Annotated in this window: 12 protein-coding genes and 1 tRNA gene; 11 read left to right on the top strand and 2 right to left on the bottom strand. The window is 56.8% G+C overall.

The window, feature by feature from the left end:
- Nucleotides 1-47: 47 nt before the first annotated feature.
- The 4 genes from folP to ACTQXI_RS04475 all read left to right on the top strand — a co-directional run bounded on the left by folP (nucleotide 48) and on the right by ACTQXI_RS04475 (nucleotide 5191).
- Nucleotides 48-1775 carry a dihydropteroate synthase gene (gene folP, locus ACTQXI_RS04490; protein WP_441540346.1) on the top strand — a complete coding sequence of 576 codons (1728 nt, stop codon included), beginning with the start codon at nucleotides 48-50 and terminating at the stop codon, nucleotides 1773-1775.
- Complete coding sequence (locus ACTQXI_RS04485; RefSeq protein WP_441548386.1) at nucleotides 1776-2477, top strand: hypothetical protein; 702 nt, start codon at nucleotides 1776-1778, stop codon at nucleotides 2475-2477. It abuts the gene before it with no gap.
- 251 nt (nucleotides 2478-2728) lie between these two features.
- Complete coding sequence (locus ACTQXI_RS04480) at nucleotides 2729-3925, top strand: ATP-binding protein (protein WP_441548385.1); 1197 nt, start codon at nucleotides 2729-2731, stop codon at nucleotides 3923-3925.
- A gap of 159 nt (nucleotides 3926-4084) precedes the next feature.
- On the top strand, nucleotides 4085-5191 hold the full coding sequence (locus ACTQXI_RS04475) for a serpin family protein (RefSeq protein ID WP_441548384.1): 1107 nt from the start codon (nucleotides 4085-4087) through the stop codon (nucleotides 5189-5191).
- Nucleotides 5192-5385: 194 nt separating this feature from the next.
- Here the strand turns inward: ACTQXI_RS04475 and ACTQXI_RS04470 are convergent, their stop codons facing one another.
- Entirely contained in the window at nucleotides 5386-6159 is a 774-nt protein-coding gene (locus ACTQXI_RS04470; protein WP_441048738.1) for a type III pantothenate kinase, read from the bottom strand.
- Between the two features lie 197 nt (nucleotides 6160-6356).
- On the opposite strand from ACTQXI_RS04470, the gene ACTQXI_RS04465 reads away from it, so the two are divergent.
- The 7 genes from ACTQXI_RS04465 (at nucleotide 6357) to ACTQXI_RS04435 (ending at nucleotide 12076) form a co-directional block, all read left to right on the top strand.
- Nucleotides 6357-6433, top strand: a tRNA-Met gene (locus ACTQXI_RS04465).
- A gap of 230 nt (nucleotides 6434-6663) precedes the next feature.
- A complete protein-coding gene (locus tag ACTQXI_RS04460; RefSeq protein WP_441048737.1) occupies nucleotides 6664-6846 on the top strand; it encodes a hypothetical protein in 183 nt (60 codons plus the stop codon).
- 15 nt (nucleotides 6847-6861) lie between these two features.
- On the top strand, nucleotides 6862-7785 hold the full coding sequence (locus ACTQXI_RS04455) for an exonuclease domain-containing protein (protein WP_441048736.1): 924 nt from the start codon (nucleotides 6862-6864) through the stop codon (nucleotides 7783-7785).
- A gap of 15 nt (nucleotides 7786-7800) precedes the next feature.
- Complete coding sequence (locus ACTQXI_RS04450; RefSeq protein ID WP_441048735.1) at nucleotides 7801-8508, top strand: hypothetical protein; 708 nt, start codon at nucleotides 7801-7803, stop codon at nucleotides 8506-8508.
- Nucleotides 8495-9427, top strand: coding sequence for a DUF4268 domain-containing protein (locus tag ACTQXI_RS04445; RefSeq protein ID WP_441048734.1), 933 nt, complete (start codon nucleotides 8495-8497; stop codon nucleotides 9425-9427). The genes ACTQXI_RS04450 and ACTQXI_RS04445 overlap by 14 nt, the downstream gene beginning before the upstream one ends.
- 564 nt (nucleotides 9428-9991) lie before the next feature.
- Nucleotides 9992-11560 (top strand): hypothetical protein, encoded by a 1569-nt coding sequence (locus ACTQXI_RS04440; RefSeq protein WP_441048733.1) that lies wholly within the window; start codon nucleotides 9992-9994, stop codon nucleotides 11558-11560.
- A gap of 363 nt (nucleotides 11561-11923) precedes the next feature.
- Complete coding sequence (locus tag ACTQXI_RS04435; protein WP_441548383.1) at nucleotides 11924-12076, top strand: hypothetical protein; 153 nt, start codon at nucleotides 11924-11926, stop codon at nucleotides 12074-12076.
- A 57-nt stretch (nucleotides 12077-12133) separates the two neighbouring features.
- Here ACTQXI_RS04435 and ACTQXI_RS04430 read toward each other — a convergent pair whose 3' ends face one another.
- Nucleotides 12134-13615 (bottom strand): C45 family autoproteolytic acyltransferase/hydolase, encoded by a 1482-nt coding sequence (locus tag ACTQXI_RS04430; protein WP_441548382.1) that lies wholly within the window; start codon nucleotides 13613-13615, stop codon nucleotides 12134-12136.
- Nucleotides 13616-13864: the final 249 nt, after the last annotated feature.

Here is a 13864-nt window from a genome sequence, read left to right as displayed (position 1 = left end):
CCGCCTGCGCCCGAGCGTGGCGGCGCGGGCATTTTAGGAGGATGTTCATGGCGAACGACAGCAAGACATGGCGGTGCGGAAAGTACGAGCTCAGCTTTGACCGTCCGCGCATCATGGGCGTCCTCAACGTGACGCCCGATTCGTTTAGCGACGGCGGGGAGCATTTCGACCCGGATGCCGCCATCGAGTACGGCTTGGCGATGCTCGATGCCGGCGCCGACATCATCGACGTGGGCGGCGAGTCCACGCGCCCGGGTTTTACCCCGGTCAACCCCGATGAGGAGGCTCGCCGCGTGCTGCCCGTTGTGCGTGCGTTGGCCAAAGAGGGCGCCATCGTCTCGATCGACACACGTCACGTGGCGGTTGCCAAGGCGGCCGTGCGCTGCGGCGCCTCGATTGTCAACGACGTGACGGGATTCACCGACCCCAAGATGGTCGAGTTTGTCGCGACGAGCACCTGCGGCGTCATCGTGATGCACGCCGGCGAGGTCGCCGCGCCTGCCCGCACGCATGCAACGGTGCAGCTCGATACCTCTGCCGCGGCGTTTGTTGCCGAGAAGGCGCGCGAGGCGGCTGCCGAGGCCGCGCGCGAGGCCGAGAAGCCCGCTCGCCGTCGTCGCGGCAAGCTGCTGGGCGAGCCCAAGACGGAGGCCAAACTGCCGGGTGGCGTGGTGCAGCCCTCGCTGCCGTTTGGCGATCCGGAGCCAGCGCCCGAGCCAACGGGCGAGCAGAAGCAGGAGACGCCGGCCGCCGAGCAGGCTACCCCTGCCGCCGAGGCCGCCGCGACCCCTGAGCCCGCGCCGGAGCCCAGCGATCACTTGGCCGCCATGATGCGCCGCAGCGCCCGCCGCGAGGAGGCTTATGTGCCCACCTCGCAGCTCCGCCGCTTTACCCTGCCCGATTCGGCGCCCATCATGCGCCGCGTCATGGGCTTTCTGTCCGATCAGGCACGCGCGCTCATCCACGCCGGCGTGTCACGCGACCGTATCTGCATCGATCCGGGTCCGGGTTTTGGCAAGACGGCCAACGAAGACATCGTCATCCAGCGCGAGACCGCCAAGATGGCGTCGCTGGGCTATCCGCTCATGTGCGCCGTGTCGCGCAAGCGCTTTGTGGGCGCCGTCTCGGGCGTGACCGAGGCCGCCGAGCGCGATGCCGCCACATTTGGCGTGTGCCTGGGCGCTATCCAGGCCGGTGCCAACATCGTGCGCGTGCACGATGTCACCGGCTTTGCGCAGTTCCTGAACGGCTACTGGGCTGTTGCCAAGCCGCAGCCGCGTCGCGCGTTTGTGGCCGTGGGCTCCAACCTGGGGCATCGTTGCGACAACATCCGCGCCGCGCGCGACATGATCGCCGAGATTCCGCTCACCTGTGTGTCCAACTGCTCGCGCATCTACGAGAGCGAGCCGGCCTACGAGACGCGCCAGGACGCGTTTGCCAACGCTGTCATCGAGATCAAGACCGAGCTGGCGCCGCTGGTGCTGCTCGACGAGCTTATGAAGATCGAGGCCGAGCTGGGGCGCGACCGATCCAAGAAGGCCAAGGTCAACGGCCCACGCACCATCGATCTGGACCTGCTGTGGATGGATGGCGAGACCCATGGCGGCAAAAAGCTGCGCCTGCCGCATCCGCTCATTGGCGAACGCGACTTTGTGCTGGTGCCGCTCGAGGACCTGATGCACGACCCGGCGCGGTTCTTCCGCTACAACGGCGTCGAGGTCAAGGAGCCCGAGGATCGCGTGGGCCATATCGTGGGCGAATTGGGGCGTATGTAGATGATCGAGATGAATGCTGTTGCCGCCGGTACCGAGCTCGACGCGGCACGTGACGCGGGCCGCGAGGGCGTGTCCGCGGGCTGGTGTGCTTGGAGCGTGGGCGAGGCGTCGTTGACGTTTTCGCTGGTCGTGCGCCCGGATGTGAATATGCACGCCTTCCATGGCCTGCCGTTTGTGGCGGCGATGGGCATGATGGACGCGCTCGCGGGAACGGAATCGACGCCGGGGCTGGGCCTTGTCGGCAAGGTGGGCATTCAGTGGCCGAGCGATATTGTGTGCGGCGCGCCCGCGTTTGAGACGTCGTTTGCACGCGTCGCCGTCAACGGTGGCGCCGGTGCCGCGGGTATGTTCGGTGCCGTGACGGTGGATATTGAGCGCGCGGCGCTGGGCGAACTTGGCTTGGATGTGACCGATGAAGCGCTGGTCGAAGCGCTGACTACCGCCGTGCTGGCCCGCGTGGACGCCTGGGCGGTTGTCGCCAACACGCCGCAGGGCGCCGCCGGCCCGCTGGCTCCCGTGCTGGGCGAGTACTTCGACATGGTGCCGCTGCTGGGCCGCCAGGTTGCGGCGGTGTCGCCCAACGGCTTGCCGCTTGCGGTTGGTGTGTTTGCGGGCCTGGACATCTGGGGTCGCGCGACCATCAAGACCGATGCCGGCGAGCAGGAGTTTCCGCCCGAGGCCGTACGGATTCGCGGGCTGTAACGCGAGATGTCCGCGCTCAAAGATAATGATGACAACAAGACCCTCCTCGGCCTCTGCCGGGGAGGGTCTTTGCGCGACTACAGGGTGGCATCGCGGCCCTATTCCTCAAAACTGAAAAATTTTCGTTTTTGAGGAATAGGATTAAGGCAGCTCGGCCTTTCGCGAGGTATATTCGCTATAGAGCCTATTCCTCAAAACTGAAAAATTTTCGTTTTTGAGGAATAGAGATAAAAGACCGCGAGGAGGCCCCGATGAAACTCATCAATAGAGCGTCATATATGGACACGTTGACGAGTCTTATTGGCGTGCCGGATATCAAGGTCATCACGGGCATCCGCCGCAGCGGTAAATCAAAATTGATCGAGGCCCTCCGCGATTACGTGGAGGCAAATCTGCCTAATTCGAATGTCATCCATATCAACTACAACCTCGATGAGTTCGAGAACCTGCTCGAGTATCACGCGTTGCTCGCTTATGTAAAAGATCATCGGGTGCCCGGCAAACAAAACTTTCTGCTTATCGATGAGGTTCAGATGTGCGAAGGTTTTGAGCGTGCGATCAACAGCCTTCACGCATCCGAGCAGTATGACATCTTCATTACCGGATCGAATGCCTTTTTGCTGTCGAGCGATCTGTCGACGCTCTTTACGGGGCGCACGTTCGAGATCGAGGTTTTCCCATTCTCGTTTGAGGAGTATCGTCTCTATGGCGACGAGGGCGAGGTCGACCGTGACTTCGATGAGTACGCGAGAACCGGCGGTATGTCTGGCTCTTACCCTTATCCACTGCAGGAGCAGCGCTATCAATATCTCTCCAACGTCTTTAAGACGCTCATTGTGAGAGATATCGTGCAGCGGCATAACGTGAGAAACGAATCGGCGCTGCTGCGCATTGCCGATTACATGATGGACAACGTTTCCAACATTACGTCGGCACGCAACATTACCGATGCATTAAATGCGGATGGGCTAAAGATTACGAACAAGACGGTCGGTGCGTACATGGGGTACCTGTGCGATGCGTTTGCCTTCTATAAAGTTCGTCGATATGACATTCGCGGCAAGAAATACCTTAAGAGCGGCGAGAAGTATTACCTGGCAGACCACGCGTTCAAATACGCGCTGCTCGGTACACGTGATATGGATTGGGGGCGCGTATACGAGAACATAGTGGCAATCGAGCTGCTGCGCCGCGGATACGAGGTATACGTCGGCGTGCTCTATAAAAAGGAAATAGACTTTGTAGCAATCAAGCGAAGCGAGAAGCTCTACATTCAGGTGAGCGACGACATCAGCTCGGATAAGACATTTGAACGCGAGATTTCGCCACTGCTGAGCATTGGCGATGCGTATCCCAAGATGATTCTCGCCCGCACGCATCACGAGGCCACGGATCGCGACGGAGTGCAGATCGTGGACCTGGCGAGGTGGCTGTGCGGCGAGGCTTAGCGTGCTTCGAGCCTATTCCTCAAAACTGAAAATTATTCGTTTTTGAGGAATAGAAAGGCTTTGAGCCTCTTAGAAAGCCATTGGGCTGCCTTTCCGGTGCGAGATTTGTGTCCGCGCCGTGCGAAATAATAGTTTATGTCCTAACGATGGGAGCAGACTATGGCTGACAAAGCAAATTCGGCGTGTCCACAGGCATGGAGGGTTGCAAAATCCCTATCCGAGAAAATACTCGCTCAAGGCAAGAACGGGGTTTGGTCGCCTGCGTGCGTCGCGAGCTTGTTGACGATTGTACGAAAGGGTGCCTTGGGCGCCACATGTCGGGAGCTCGACATGCTCCTGGGCGATGGCGACATGTTTAGCGAGCGTGATCCCTTCGGCATCGAGCTGGAGCGGAACTGGGGCTATGACGGTTATGATGCGAGCACGGCAACGGCGGCTTGGCTTTCCAGGTCCGCGAGCCCATCGGAGGCGTTTCTGCACGAGTGCGACAAATGCAGCGTGCATGTTTCAATCGATGACTTGGCCGATCCGCGCGTTAGCCAACGGGTGACCGATTGGGTAGCCGAACAAACTCACGGCCTGTTGTCGCCAAGCATCGAGTTATCACCAGTGGCTCTTGCCTGTCTTGTGAGCGCGCTTTACATGAAGGATGCATGGGCGGATCCGTTTGACGGCGAATCGACCAAAGTTGAGACCTTCCATGCAAAGAACGGCGATGTTCAAGCAGCGTTTATGCGTGGCAAGCGCGATTGTGCGGTGATCGTCGAGAGCGGCAGGGTTGCCTTCTTGTTGCCGCTCAGCTCCGATGCCGGCGTGTGTTTTGTTCTTCCGAGCGGCGAGGATGATCATGTTGATGACGCGCTTGGGCTATTCGAGCGTCTGTCCCAAGGCGAGGGAGAATGGGAGCCCGTCGACCTGGGGATTCCTCGCTTTGAATGCGAGTCGACGCTCTCGGACGTCTGCTCGCTGCTAAAGGCCGCCGGCGTCTCTACGGCAACTGCGATGGAGCTTACACCTATGGTGGGGGTAGGGGGGACTTCAACGCAGATTGTCCATGGCGCGAAGTTCGCTGTCGATGAGAACGGCGTAGAGGCCGGCGCGTACACGGTGATGGTCGCTGTCGCGGGCCTTCCGCCGGAGAACCCGCCAGAGCCGCGCAAGATAACGCTTGACAGGCCTTTCTATGCAGCGCTCGTGTCTCGCACCGGCGTACCGCTCTTTGTGGCAAGCGTCGCGCTGCCGTCGGTGGACGTGCAAGAAAGGTGAGGTTGAGGTTTGCGAAGGGGGGCTGCTATGCCAAGGGTTGCCAACGTACTCTTTCCAGCTGACTATTCTGTTTTAATGAAACGCAGTCGCTTGATCTGGCTCACGGAGGGGTTGGAGAACTAGAGTCACCTAGTCCGTGCGTCAGAGAAACCGAGGGGTTAAGACAGTGCTCACGCTTGGCTCCGGTCCCTGTCTTACCCCAGCTCCTGCATGCGGCGGTAGATTTCGCAGATACCCTTAATGGTGAGCTGTCCATCGACCACGTCGAAGGCATCGGTCGAATCGGCGACGATGCCGGCGAGGCCTCCCGTGGCGATAACGGTGGCATCCTCGCGGCCCAGCTCGCGCTTCATGCGCGCGACCAGGCCTTCGGCCATAGCGGCGGTGCCCACCACGGCGCCGACCTTGATGCACTCCTCGGTATCGCGGCCGATGGCGTGCTCGGGCGCCTCGAGCGGCACGCTGGCGAGCTTGGCGGCGCGGGCGGCAAGTGCATCCATGGAGATGCGGATGCCCGGCGCGATCGCTCCGCCAATGTAATAGCCGTCCTCATCGATGACGTCGATATTGGTTGCGGTGCCAAAGTCCACCACGATTGCCGGCGCGCCGTAGAAAGTCTCAGCCGCAACGGCGTTGGCGACGCGATCGGCACCTACGGCCCGGGGACGCGCCGCGCGCAGCTTGGTTACGGCGGCCGTCTGCGGCCCAATGACGATGACGTCTGCGGCAATGCGGTCGGCCACGGCATGCCATTCGCGCGAGAGCTGCGGCACCACGCCCGCAAAGGCGATAGCGTCGACCGCGTCGAGCGAAAGGCCGTACATCTTAAAAAAACCCATCAGGCGCACATGGATCTCATCTGCGGTATAGGAGCGGTCGGTGGGCATGCGCCACGACTGCACCAGCTCGTCTCCGTCAAACAGGCCCATGGCCGTCTGCGTGTTTCCCATATCGATAGCGAGCAGCATGTCTACTCCCGGTTTCGGCATAAAAGGACGCGCACCATTGTATACGTGCTGTCGACGGCGCTCGGCTGCGATTCGTTTACGGTGATATGGGCTGAGGGGTTTTAAATATGAAGGAATTATGCTCTACGAGAGTTTCCTTGCCGTCCACCGAACTCCCGAGTAATATTCTTTCTTGCGCACATGAGGCGCCCAGACATTGCGGGGTGGAGCAGTCTGGTAGCTCGCCGGGCTCATAACCCGGAGGTCGTAGGTTCAAATCCTGCCCCCGCGACCAAGAACTTGCAGCTCGGAAGCAAAATTGCTTCCGAGCTTTTTCTTTATCGGGTTACCTTGCGGGTGAATTGCGGGTGAATCCTGAGTCAATTTATTATGTGAAACAGATAAACCATTGATAATCGCGGGCCGGTCGGCTTGATTTATCGACCGATAAACTCCAATTGGGAGGAGTTCCGGCGGTCCTTAGCTAAAATAGTGACGTCTGAATAACAACAAGGGAGTCGCTATATGAAGACCGTCTACGATGCCCTTGATTCTATCGTCAATGGGTCGGCAACGACCAAGGAGAAGGGCGACAAGTACGAGGCGGCCTGCATTTACTATCTCAAGAACGACTCCTTCAACGCGCTGTTCTTTTCCTGCGTCGGGACGATAGCCCGGGCACTCGAATGGGATAACAGTTTGTTTTAAGGGAAAGGAAGCCGTATGGCGAAAAAGGGATATATCTTCTGGGACAGCGAGACGGCGAATCCCCAGCAGAGGATATGCCAGGTCGCCTACATCCTCACGGATCTTGAGGGAAACTGCGTGGGCGACCCGGTTTGCCGGGTGATCAATCCTGAGAGCGAGATTGGCTGGTGGAGCAGGTCCCATCTGGAAATCGATTGGGACTCACTGGACGACATGCCGACCTTTGCCCGCTTCTGGGAGGATGCCGGTCTGGCGGATTTACTGCGAGACTACATCCTGGTCGCGCATAACGCCAACGGCGCCGACATCCACCACATCAAGAAGAGTCTGGCTGTCTACGACATCGAAATGCCCGAGGTCGAAGTGATCGATACGATGCTGGTGGCGAAGCAGAAGGGTCTGCCGGGAGCGCTCATCGACCTCTGCGAGCATTACGGCGTGCGTCTTGATAACCACCACGATGCGGCGAGCGATGCCGAGGCGTGCCTTGGGATCTTCCATGGGCTGGTCGGCGAGTTCGGTGCGCTCGAGCCTGCCGTTTGGGCTCCGAATGCTTCCTCCCATCATGGCCGCAAGCGTGTTTTCACGGGCTTGGGACTGGTGAACGGGTCGCAGGAAACCATCGAAGAGGTTTTGGCGAAAGCCGAGGATGCGGGCCACAGGGGCGATCCGGGCGAAATCACTGATCCGGTCGGACTCAAGGTGAAGGTATCCGGCGTCACTCCGGGCTACAATCGCGATGAGATCCTTGCCGCACTTAAGGAATGCGGGATGAAGGCGACCGATGGCAAGCCCGCGCAGAGCACGAAGTACCTCGCAATAGGCGACAACGCGGGACGAAGCAAGCTCGACGCGGTTTTCAACGGCAACACGCAGGCGAAAATCGTCACGACGGGCGAGTTGCTTGAGGTTATGAACCGATTTGGCAAGGCGGAATAGAGGGGAAGGCTCGATATGGCCGTCAATTTGAAAACCGTAAAAGACACGGTGAATCTTGCGGCAGGGGTTTTGGCCGCTGCCGCCGGGGTTGTCGATGGGGCAAAGCAGCTCGGTTTCGATGTCGATGGAGCCGTGAAAAGCGCTGCCGACGGGGCAACCAACGGCGCACGCGTTGTTGCCGACGGCATCGGCAAGGGATTTGGCGCGGCGGCGGAAGGCGTCGGCGCGGCAGCCGGCGCGTTGGGGGATGCCACGAAGGCGTTTCAGGACTCAAGAGCCGCAGCGGAGGCTCGCAAGAAGATCGATGCCGCGAGGCAATCAATATTTGAAGGCGCGTCGACGGTGATGCCCCTGCACGAGTTCATCTGCCGGCAGGGCAAAGCCTCCGAGGCTGCGTTCAACGGCTACGATATGCCCGGCTGCTATCTCATCGCGACATACCGCAAGCATGACCACGATAAGAACTTCAGCGACTATCTCGGAATATACGTGGGGTCAAGTGAGCGTATGGCGGACGATATCGCGTCCATACCTACGCGATTGGGCGATCCGGATGTCTACGCTGACTACAAGTACCGGCAAAACATTTTGCTATTCGTGTATCCGTGCGAGCTGAAGGACGTCGACGAACGTCGTGGGCTCCTGCTGCGTTCGTTTGACGGCGAGAGGCTCTACAACGGCACTGGATTATCGGTCGAGAGGGTGGCGGATGAAGACCTATAACCTGGACACCATCCAGAAGGTCCCCTTGCGCGAGGTGTGGCCGCATGAGGCCCACGACTTCACCAAGTGGCTGGCCGATGAACAGAACCTCGCAACCCTCGGGATGGCGGTCGGAATCGAGCTCGAGCTCATAGAGACGGAGTCCTCGGTCGGATCCTTCAACGTGGACATCTACGCGCAGGAGTCCGGTACGGGCCGCAAGGTGATTATCGAGAACCAGCTCGAGGACACCAACCACGACCACCTCGGCAAGGTGATTACATATGCCGCCGGCAAGGACGCCGAGGTCGTCATCTGGGTCGTGGCGCGCGCCCGCGACGAGCACCGCCAGGCAATCGAGTGGCTCAACCAGCACACCGACAGCGACTTCGGGTTCTTCCTGGTCGAGGTCGAGCTCTGGAGGATCGGGGACTCCCTGCCCGCCCCGCGCTTCAACGTGGTCGAGCAGCCGAACGAGTGGACCAAGACCGTGAGGCTCTCCGAGGGGTTCAGCGAGACCGAGAAGGTCAAGCTGGCGTACTGGACGGCCTACCGCGAGGTGGCGGACGCCCATCCGGAGTTCCTCAAGGAGTTCAGCCCGCAGAAGCCCAGCAAGGACCATTGGTCGACGCTTCGCCTGGGGGTCTCGGCATACCATCTCGCCCTGCTCATCGATACGCACAAAGGCCGCACGGGCATCGAGCTGTACGTGGACGACGACAAGGAGATCGGGCACCGCGCCATCGCCAACAGCGGGATCTTCGAGGAGCGCCTCGGGCTGACGGCGGCACCCTTCGATGCGAAAAAGGCCTCGGGACTACGCTTCTACAAGGCGGGCCATCCCATCAAGGGCCACCAGGACGCATGGCCGGGGTACATCGAGGAACAGCTCGGATGGGCCATCGAGATGAAAAAGGTAATCGCGGAGATCGAGCTCTAAAAACGCCCCGGCAGTAATTGCTGAACTGCCTCCCATTTCTTGGACACGAGAAATGGGAGGCTTTTTATGCGTGTCGACTTGAGGATGAAGCACGACATCGAGGCCAGGAAGGCGCCGTTCGGCCTCTTCGAGGTCTCCGACAACCCTTCCCAGCGCCATGCAGTAATGCGCGAAGACCGGGTCCTCCTTGCCTGATTGGTCCTCGCAGCAAAAGAGCATCGACTCATGAAGGCAGGCGAGCTCGTAAATGATGTCTTCGAGTCCCATGTGACTCCTTTCAAAAAGTAAATAGGGCCTTAAATGGCATCGATGTTGGGCGCGGACGCCGCACTAAAGATCTCGGCGAGCGGGGCCTAAGATGACGGCGGGGTTTATAGGTATCGGTTCTATGGGTCATGAATCGATATCGCGGCCCTTTGCTGATCTTTGCAGCGACGGGCGTTCATGCGACTTGTCGATTGTGGGCCGCCGCGGTGCCGTTGGCCGATCACTGGGCGATAAAGATCATCAACGTCTGATAATGAACATCGACTATCTGTTGCAGCGGTTGTCGACGTGGGGTGAATGTCAGTGGAGTTTTTTCGGTACGGCCAGTGGAGTGACCAATCGGTATCCCAGGCTGCGTTGAATGGATACTGTGGTACGGATGGTCGACTGTTCGTCAAAGGCCGTGATGGTGCATATACCGCCTATGGAATCAGGCGTGGTGTTGGGGCGTTCAATGGGGTGGGGACCCTTGAGCTGCCGTTTCCGGATGGCAGGGTCATTTCGGTCGCAAATACGGAACGCGTTGTTATAACTTGGGACAAGAGCAAAAAAGGCTTCAATCGCCAATTTGCCTTCCTCGGATCGCAAGACTGCGACGTTGCCCCCGATATCGACGAGATGCCGTCGCTTCACTTTTATGTGCAAGTCCGACCATGCTCTCAATATCAATCGGATGGAGCCTCGAAATTGCTTTGCTTCGATGGGGCGGAGCTTACTGAGACCATCGAGGGCGTCGAGGGCCCGATTAGGAACGCCGCTGACGGCGCGGTCGGTTTTTCGATCGTTGACGGAGAACTATGGTCACATTATGTCCGCAATACAGACGGGACGCTAGATCTGGTCGGTGTAAGCCATGGGGCTTTTTGGGAATGCGAAATGAGAAGAAACGAAACCCTATTTGATCTAAGAGACAAAATGACCGCCGAGGCAATTGAAGATGGGCGCATTCGTCTCTATTTCAGCAAGGGAAACGATATGCCGTCGAGAGTCGCGGTCGAATATTTGAAGGAGCATTACGATCCCGTTCCGGTGGAAAACACCTTTAAGGACGACGAGACGGAAAACTATTCAATCGATGTTGATATTGACGACGTTGATCTCATCTCATTCATGCATCTTAAAGGCATGGCAAGGCCCTATTCGATTTACGATATTCCCATTGATGAATACCTTCTCTATGCGCCGGGGAAAGAGGAGACCGAGTACTTCTTTCTTGGTAGTTCTGCCATGGCGTTCCATCAAGCGGTGCTCGAAAACGCTCTCGCTGTATCGGAGTTTTCCACAATTGCCGACCTTCAGTGGGCGCTCGAAGGTCTTCGGAATAGATCGAGGCTTGTTCAGGGAATGGCCCTTGGCAAGTTGTTCGACCGGCTCGTTCCTGGCAGTAAATTAAACGCAAGGGGTGAGTTTGTTTGTCCTAAACTCGCCAACGGAAAACCAGATCTGTCCTTTCTCAGCGAGCAACAAAAACGAGTGCGTTCGCTATACAATGCCCAGAAAACAAAGATGGCGGAATCTGGTCGGCTCAATATCAAGTGGAAGGGCGAATACCAGATGTTCAGGATCGCGAAGAGCCTGTATCGCGATGCTGTGTTTCAGTATCACGAGGACTGGCTTGGTCGCCAAAGCTTGGATGTTTACATTCCCCGGCTTAACCTTGGAATTGAATATCAGGGAATTCAGCACTATGAGCCAGTTGAATTCTTTGGCGGCGAGGATGGACTTCGCAGCAGAAAAGAACTCGACCAAAGAAAGAGAGCGAAATGCGCAGATAGGGGGGTCAAGTTGCTTGAATGGCGCCACGACGAGGTCCTTACAAAGAAGAGGCTTGAAGATGCCATAGGAGTGATTTGCAAAAACGCCTAATCCTGCCGGAAGCCTCGGCCCGATAGCTCAATTGGATGGTGAGGCGTTTCATGCGGCTCTGCCGTGCGCATCGAGCGAAGATTCGAAGAAGAAAAGTGCCTAACGAAGAAATAGAGTAGAAAAATACGAGCAATGGCGCCAAACATCTGCAAATAAAACCGCAGGTAAACACCCATGTATAATATAAGCGACAGCCTCCAACGGGCTCATAACCCGGAGGTCGTAGGTTCAAATCCTGCCCCCGCGACCAAGACTTTTAGCAGCTCAGAGGCATTGTTCTCTGAGCTGTTTTTCTTTGGATAAATAGCACGGCGAGCTAGTTGCTGCGCGGGCATTTTGATCCCCCGTGTCAATCTCTGCGCCTTGGAGGTCGTTGGTTCGAATCCGGCCTCCGCGATTAAAACTCCGGGTCAGGCGCAGGAAAGCCTGGCAGCGCGAATAAACGAAAAATACCATCATGCCGAGATGATCGGCATGATGGTACATCTTGGAAGTGATCTCGAGCGTTATCTTTAGGGAGGGTTCGAGATCACTTCCGCTTTCTTTAAATGACGAGCTGAGCGTTACGCAAGATTATTGAATAATTACATTTTCAGTAGTATAAGATGCCTGTGCGTATCGCTGAGCATTGGCAAACTGCGAAGTAGCAAGGCCATACATAATCGCAGCCTGCTCCTTATCGCCTTTCGCATTGGCGCAATCAGCCATAGTGGTGTAATTGCATCCCGTGTGCACCGCCTCAGCAGCCTTATTGTAATACTCCATGGACTCGTCATCCACTGAGCCATTCTTATACAATTCAGCTCCTGCATTTCTTACCGCAATACGCGCGTCGACTTCTGCGCTCTTATTAGTGGCCTGCATGTTCTTTCCGAGAGTAAGCCTGTAGTAATTAGCTGTACCATAGGGAACGTCTGAACGGAATTTCTCGTCATGACCTCTCAAGACATACATTTCCTGATCAGTTGCATCAAAAATTGTCCTGAAAATTGTCTTGAATTCTATGTCATCGCCTTCTGGAGAGTGGAACTGATAGAAACCACCGAAGTCCCAATTTTCCTCACTCCATTTGCCCTCGTCATAGTAACGAATGCTTCCGAGTCCGTTCGCGAGCGTGAGTGGGGTAACGCTGCCGCTCTCGTCTTGCATAACCTTTTCTAGAGTATTGGCTCTTGGCACGCTATCCGGATATGCCTCATATGAATCATTCATCCAGAGCTCATCCTTGAAATGATTCGCTGCAATTAGATAGTCCGTCTCACCGTAGTCACCGGCTTTGCGCACTACATATGCATTATCTTTTTGCTCGATGAGATACGCATTTCCCTTGTTGTCGGAAACGTTGATGTTACCCGTGTGAATCCACTCAGTTTTCGTAAGCATTTTGACTGCTTCGTCTGCCGTATCGCACTTTGTGGCTGTGTACCAATAAGCAAACAAAGTATCGAGGAAGGTGCCTTCCCTATCGATTGTCTTAGCATCATCGCTTGGCGATGCCGTAGGCCCTCCGGCATAGGTAATAATAAGGCCCTTAGAGTTCATGAATGCATTTCCCTGCAATCCACCTGATGCAATGACTGCATTGCCATGTTTCGGATAAGAAACCATGCTCGAGAACATTGCGGCGGGTGTTGTGCTGACTGCATCAAGATTAGCGGCTCCAAGATGATGACCATCCTGAGTCATATTTCCCCAAGCAGATACATTCATACATGTTTTTGAACGCTCTGGATCATTTGAGCTCTCTGGATCAAAATGCATCATGAGGTCATAGTTAAGAACAGATGAGCCCATAACTGCAACTACTGCATCTTCCTTTGAGACTCCTGCCCCCTCAGCTACTCCCGACAAGAAATTAAATACAGATGGATCATCCTCCTCATAATGTTTCAGAATCTTACCCATGGCTTCGTTATATGCGGCATCGTCTGCCTCTGCATAAATTGAAGCCATTACAGCTGTCCAGTTACTTTCTAACTGATCCTTTTGCTGTAAGCCATACTGCTTTCCCTTCAATAGTACGTCATATAATACCAGTTGCAGCGTCCGCATCATTCGCTATGAACATTGCCGCCGTGCCCAGTAGCCTTCAGGCGTCCCGAAGGCCGGTGCGTCGCCGCTGACGGGCACGATGCGCTTTTTCACGAGTCTAAAGATGCATAATCTACGGACTTTTCTTTCTCTTGTCATACTTCTCTCCGTTAGACCAGCGTTGACGTAATAATGTCCCGTCCCCGCCCTAAGATGAATGTCGCCAAACATCAACATCGAAGAGACGGGGACGGGATGCTGGACATCATACTC

It is taken from the genome of Collinsella sp. LCP19S3_C9 (assembly GCF_052121575.1).
Taxonomy (GTDB): domain Bacteria; phylum Actinomycetota; class Coriobacteriia; order Coriobacteriales; family Coriobacteriaceae; genus Collinsella.
This window is presented reverse-complemented; position numbering and strand designations above follow the sequence as displayed.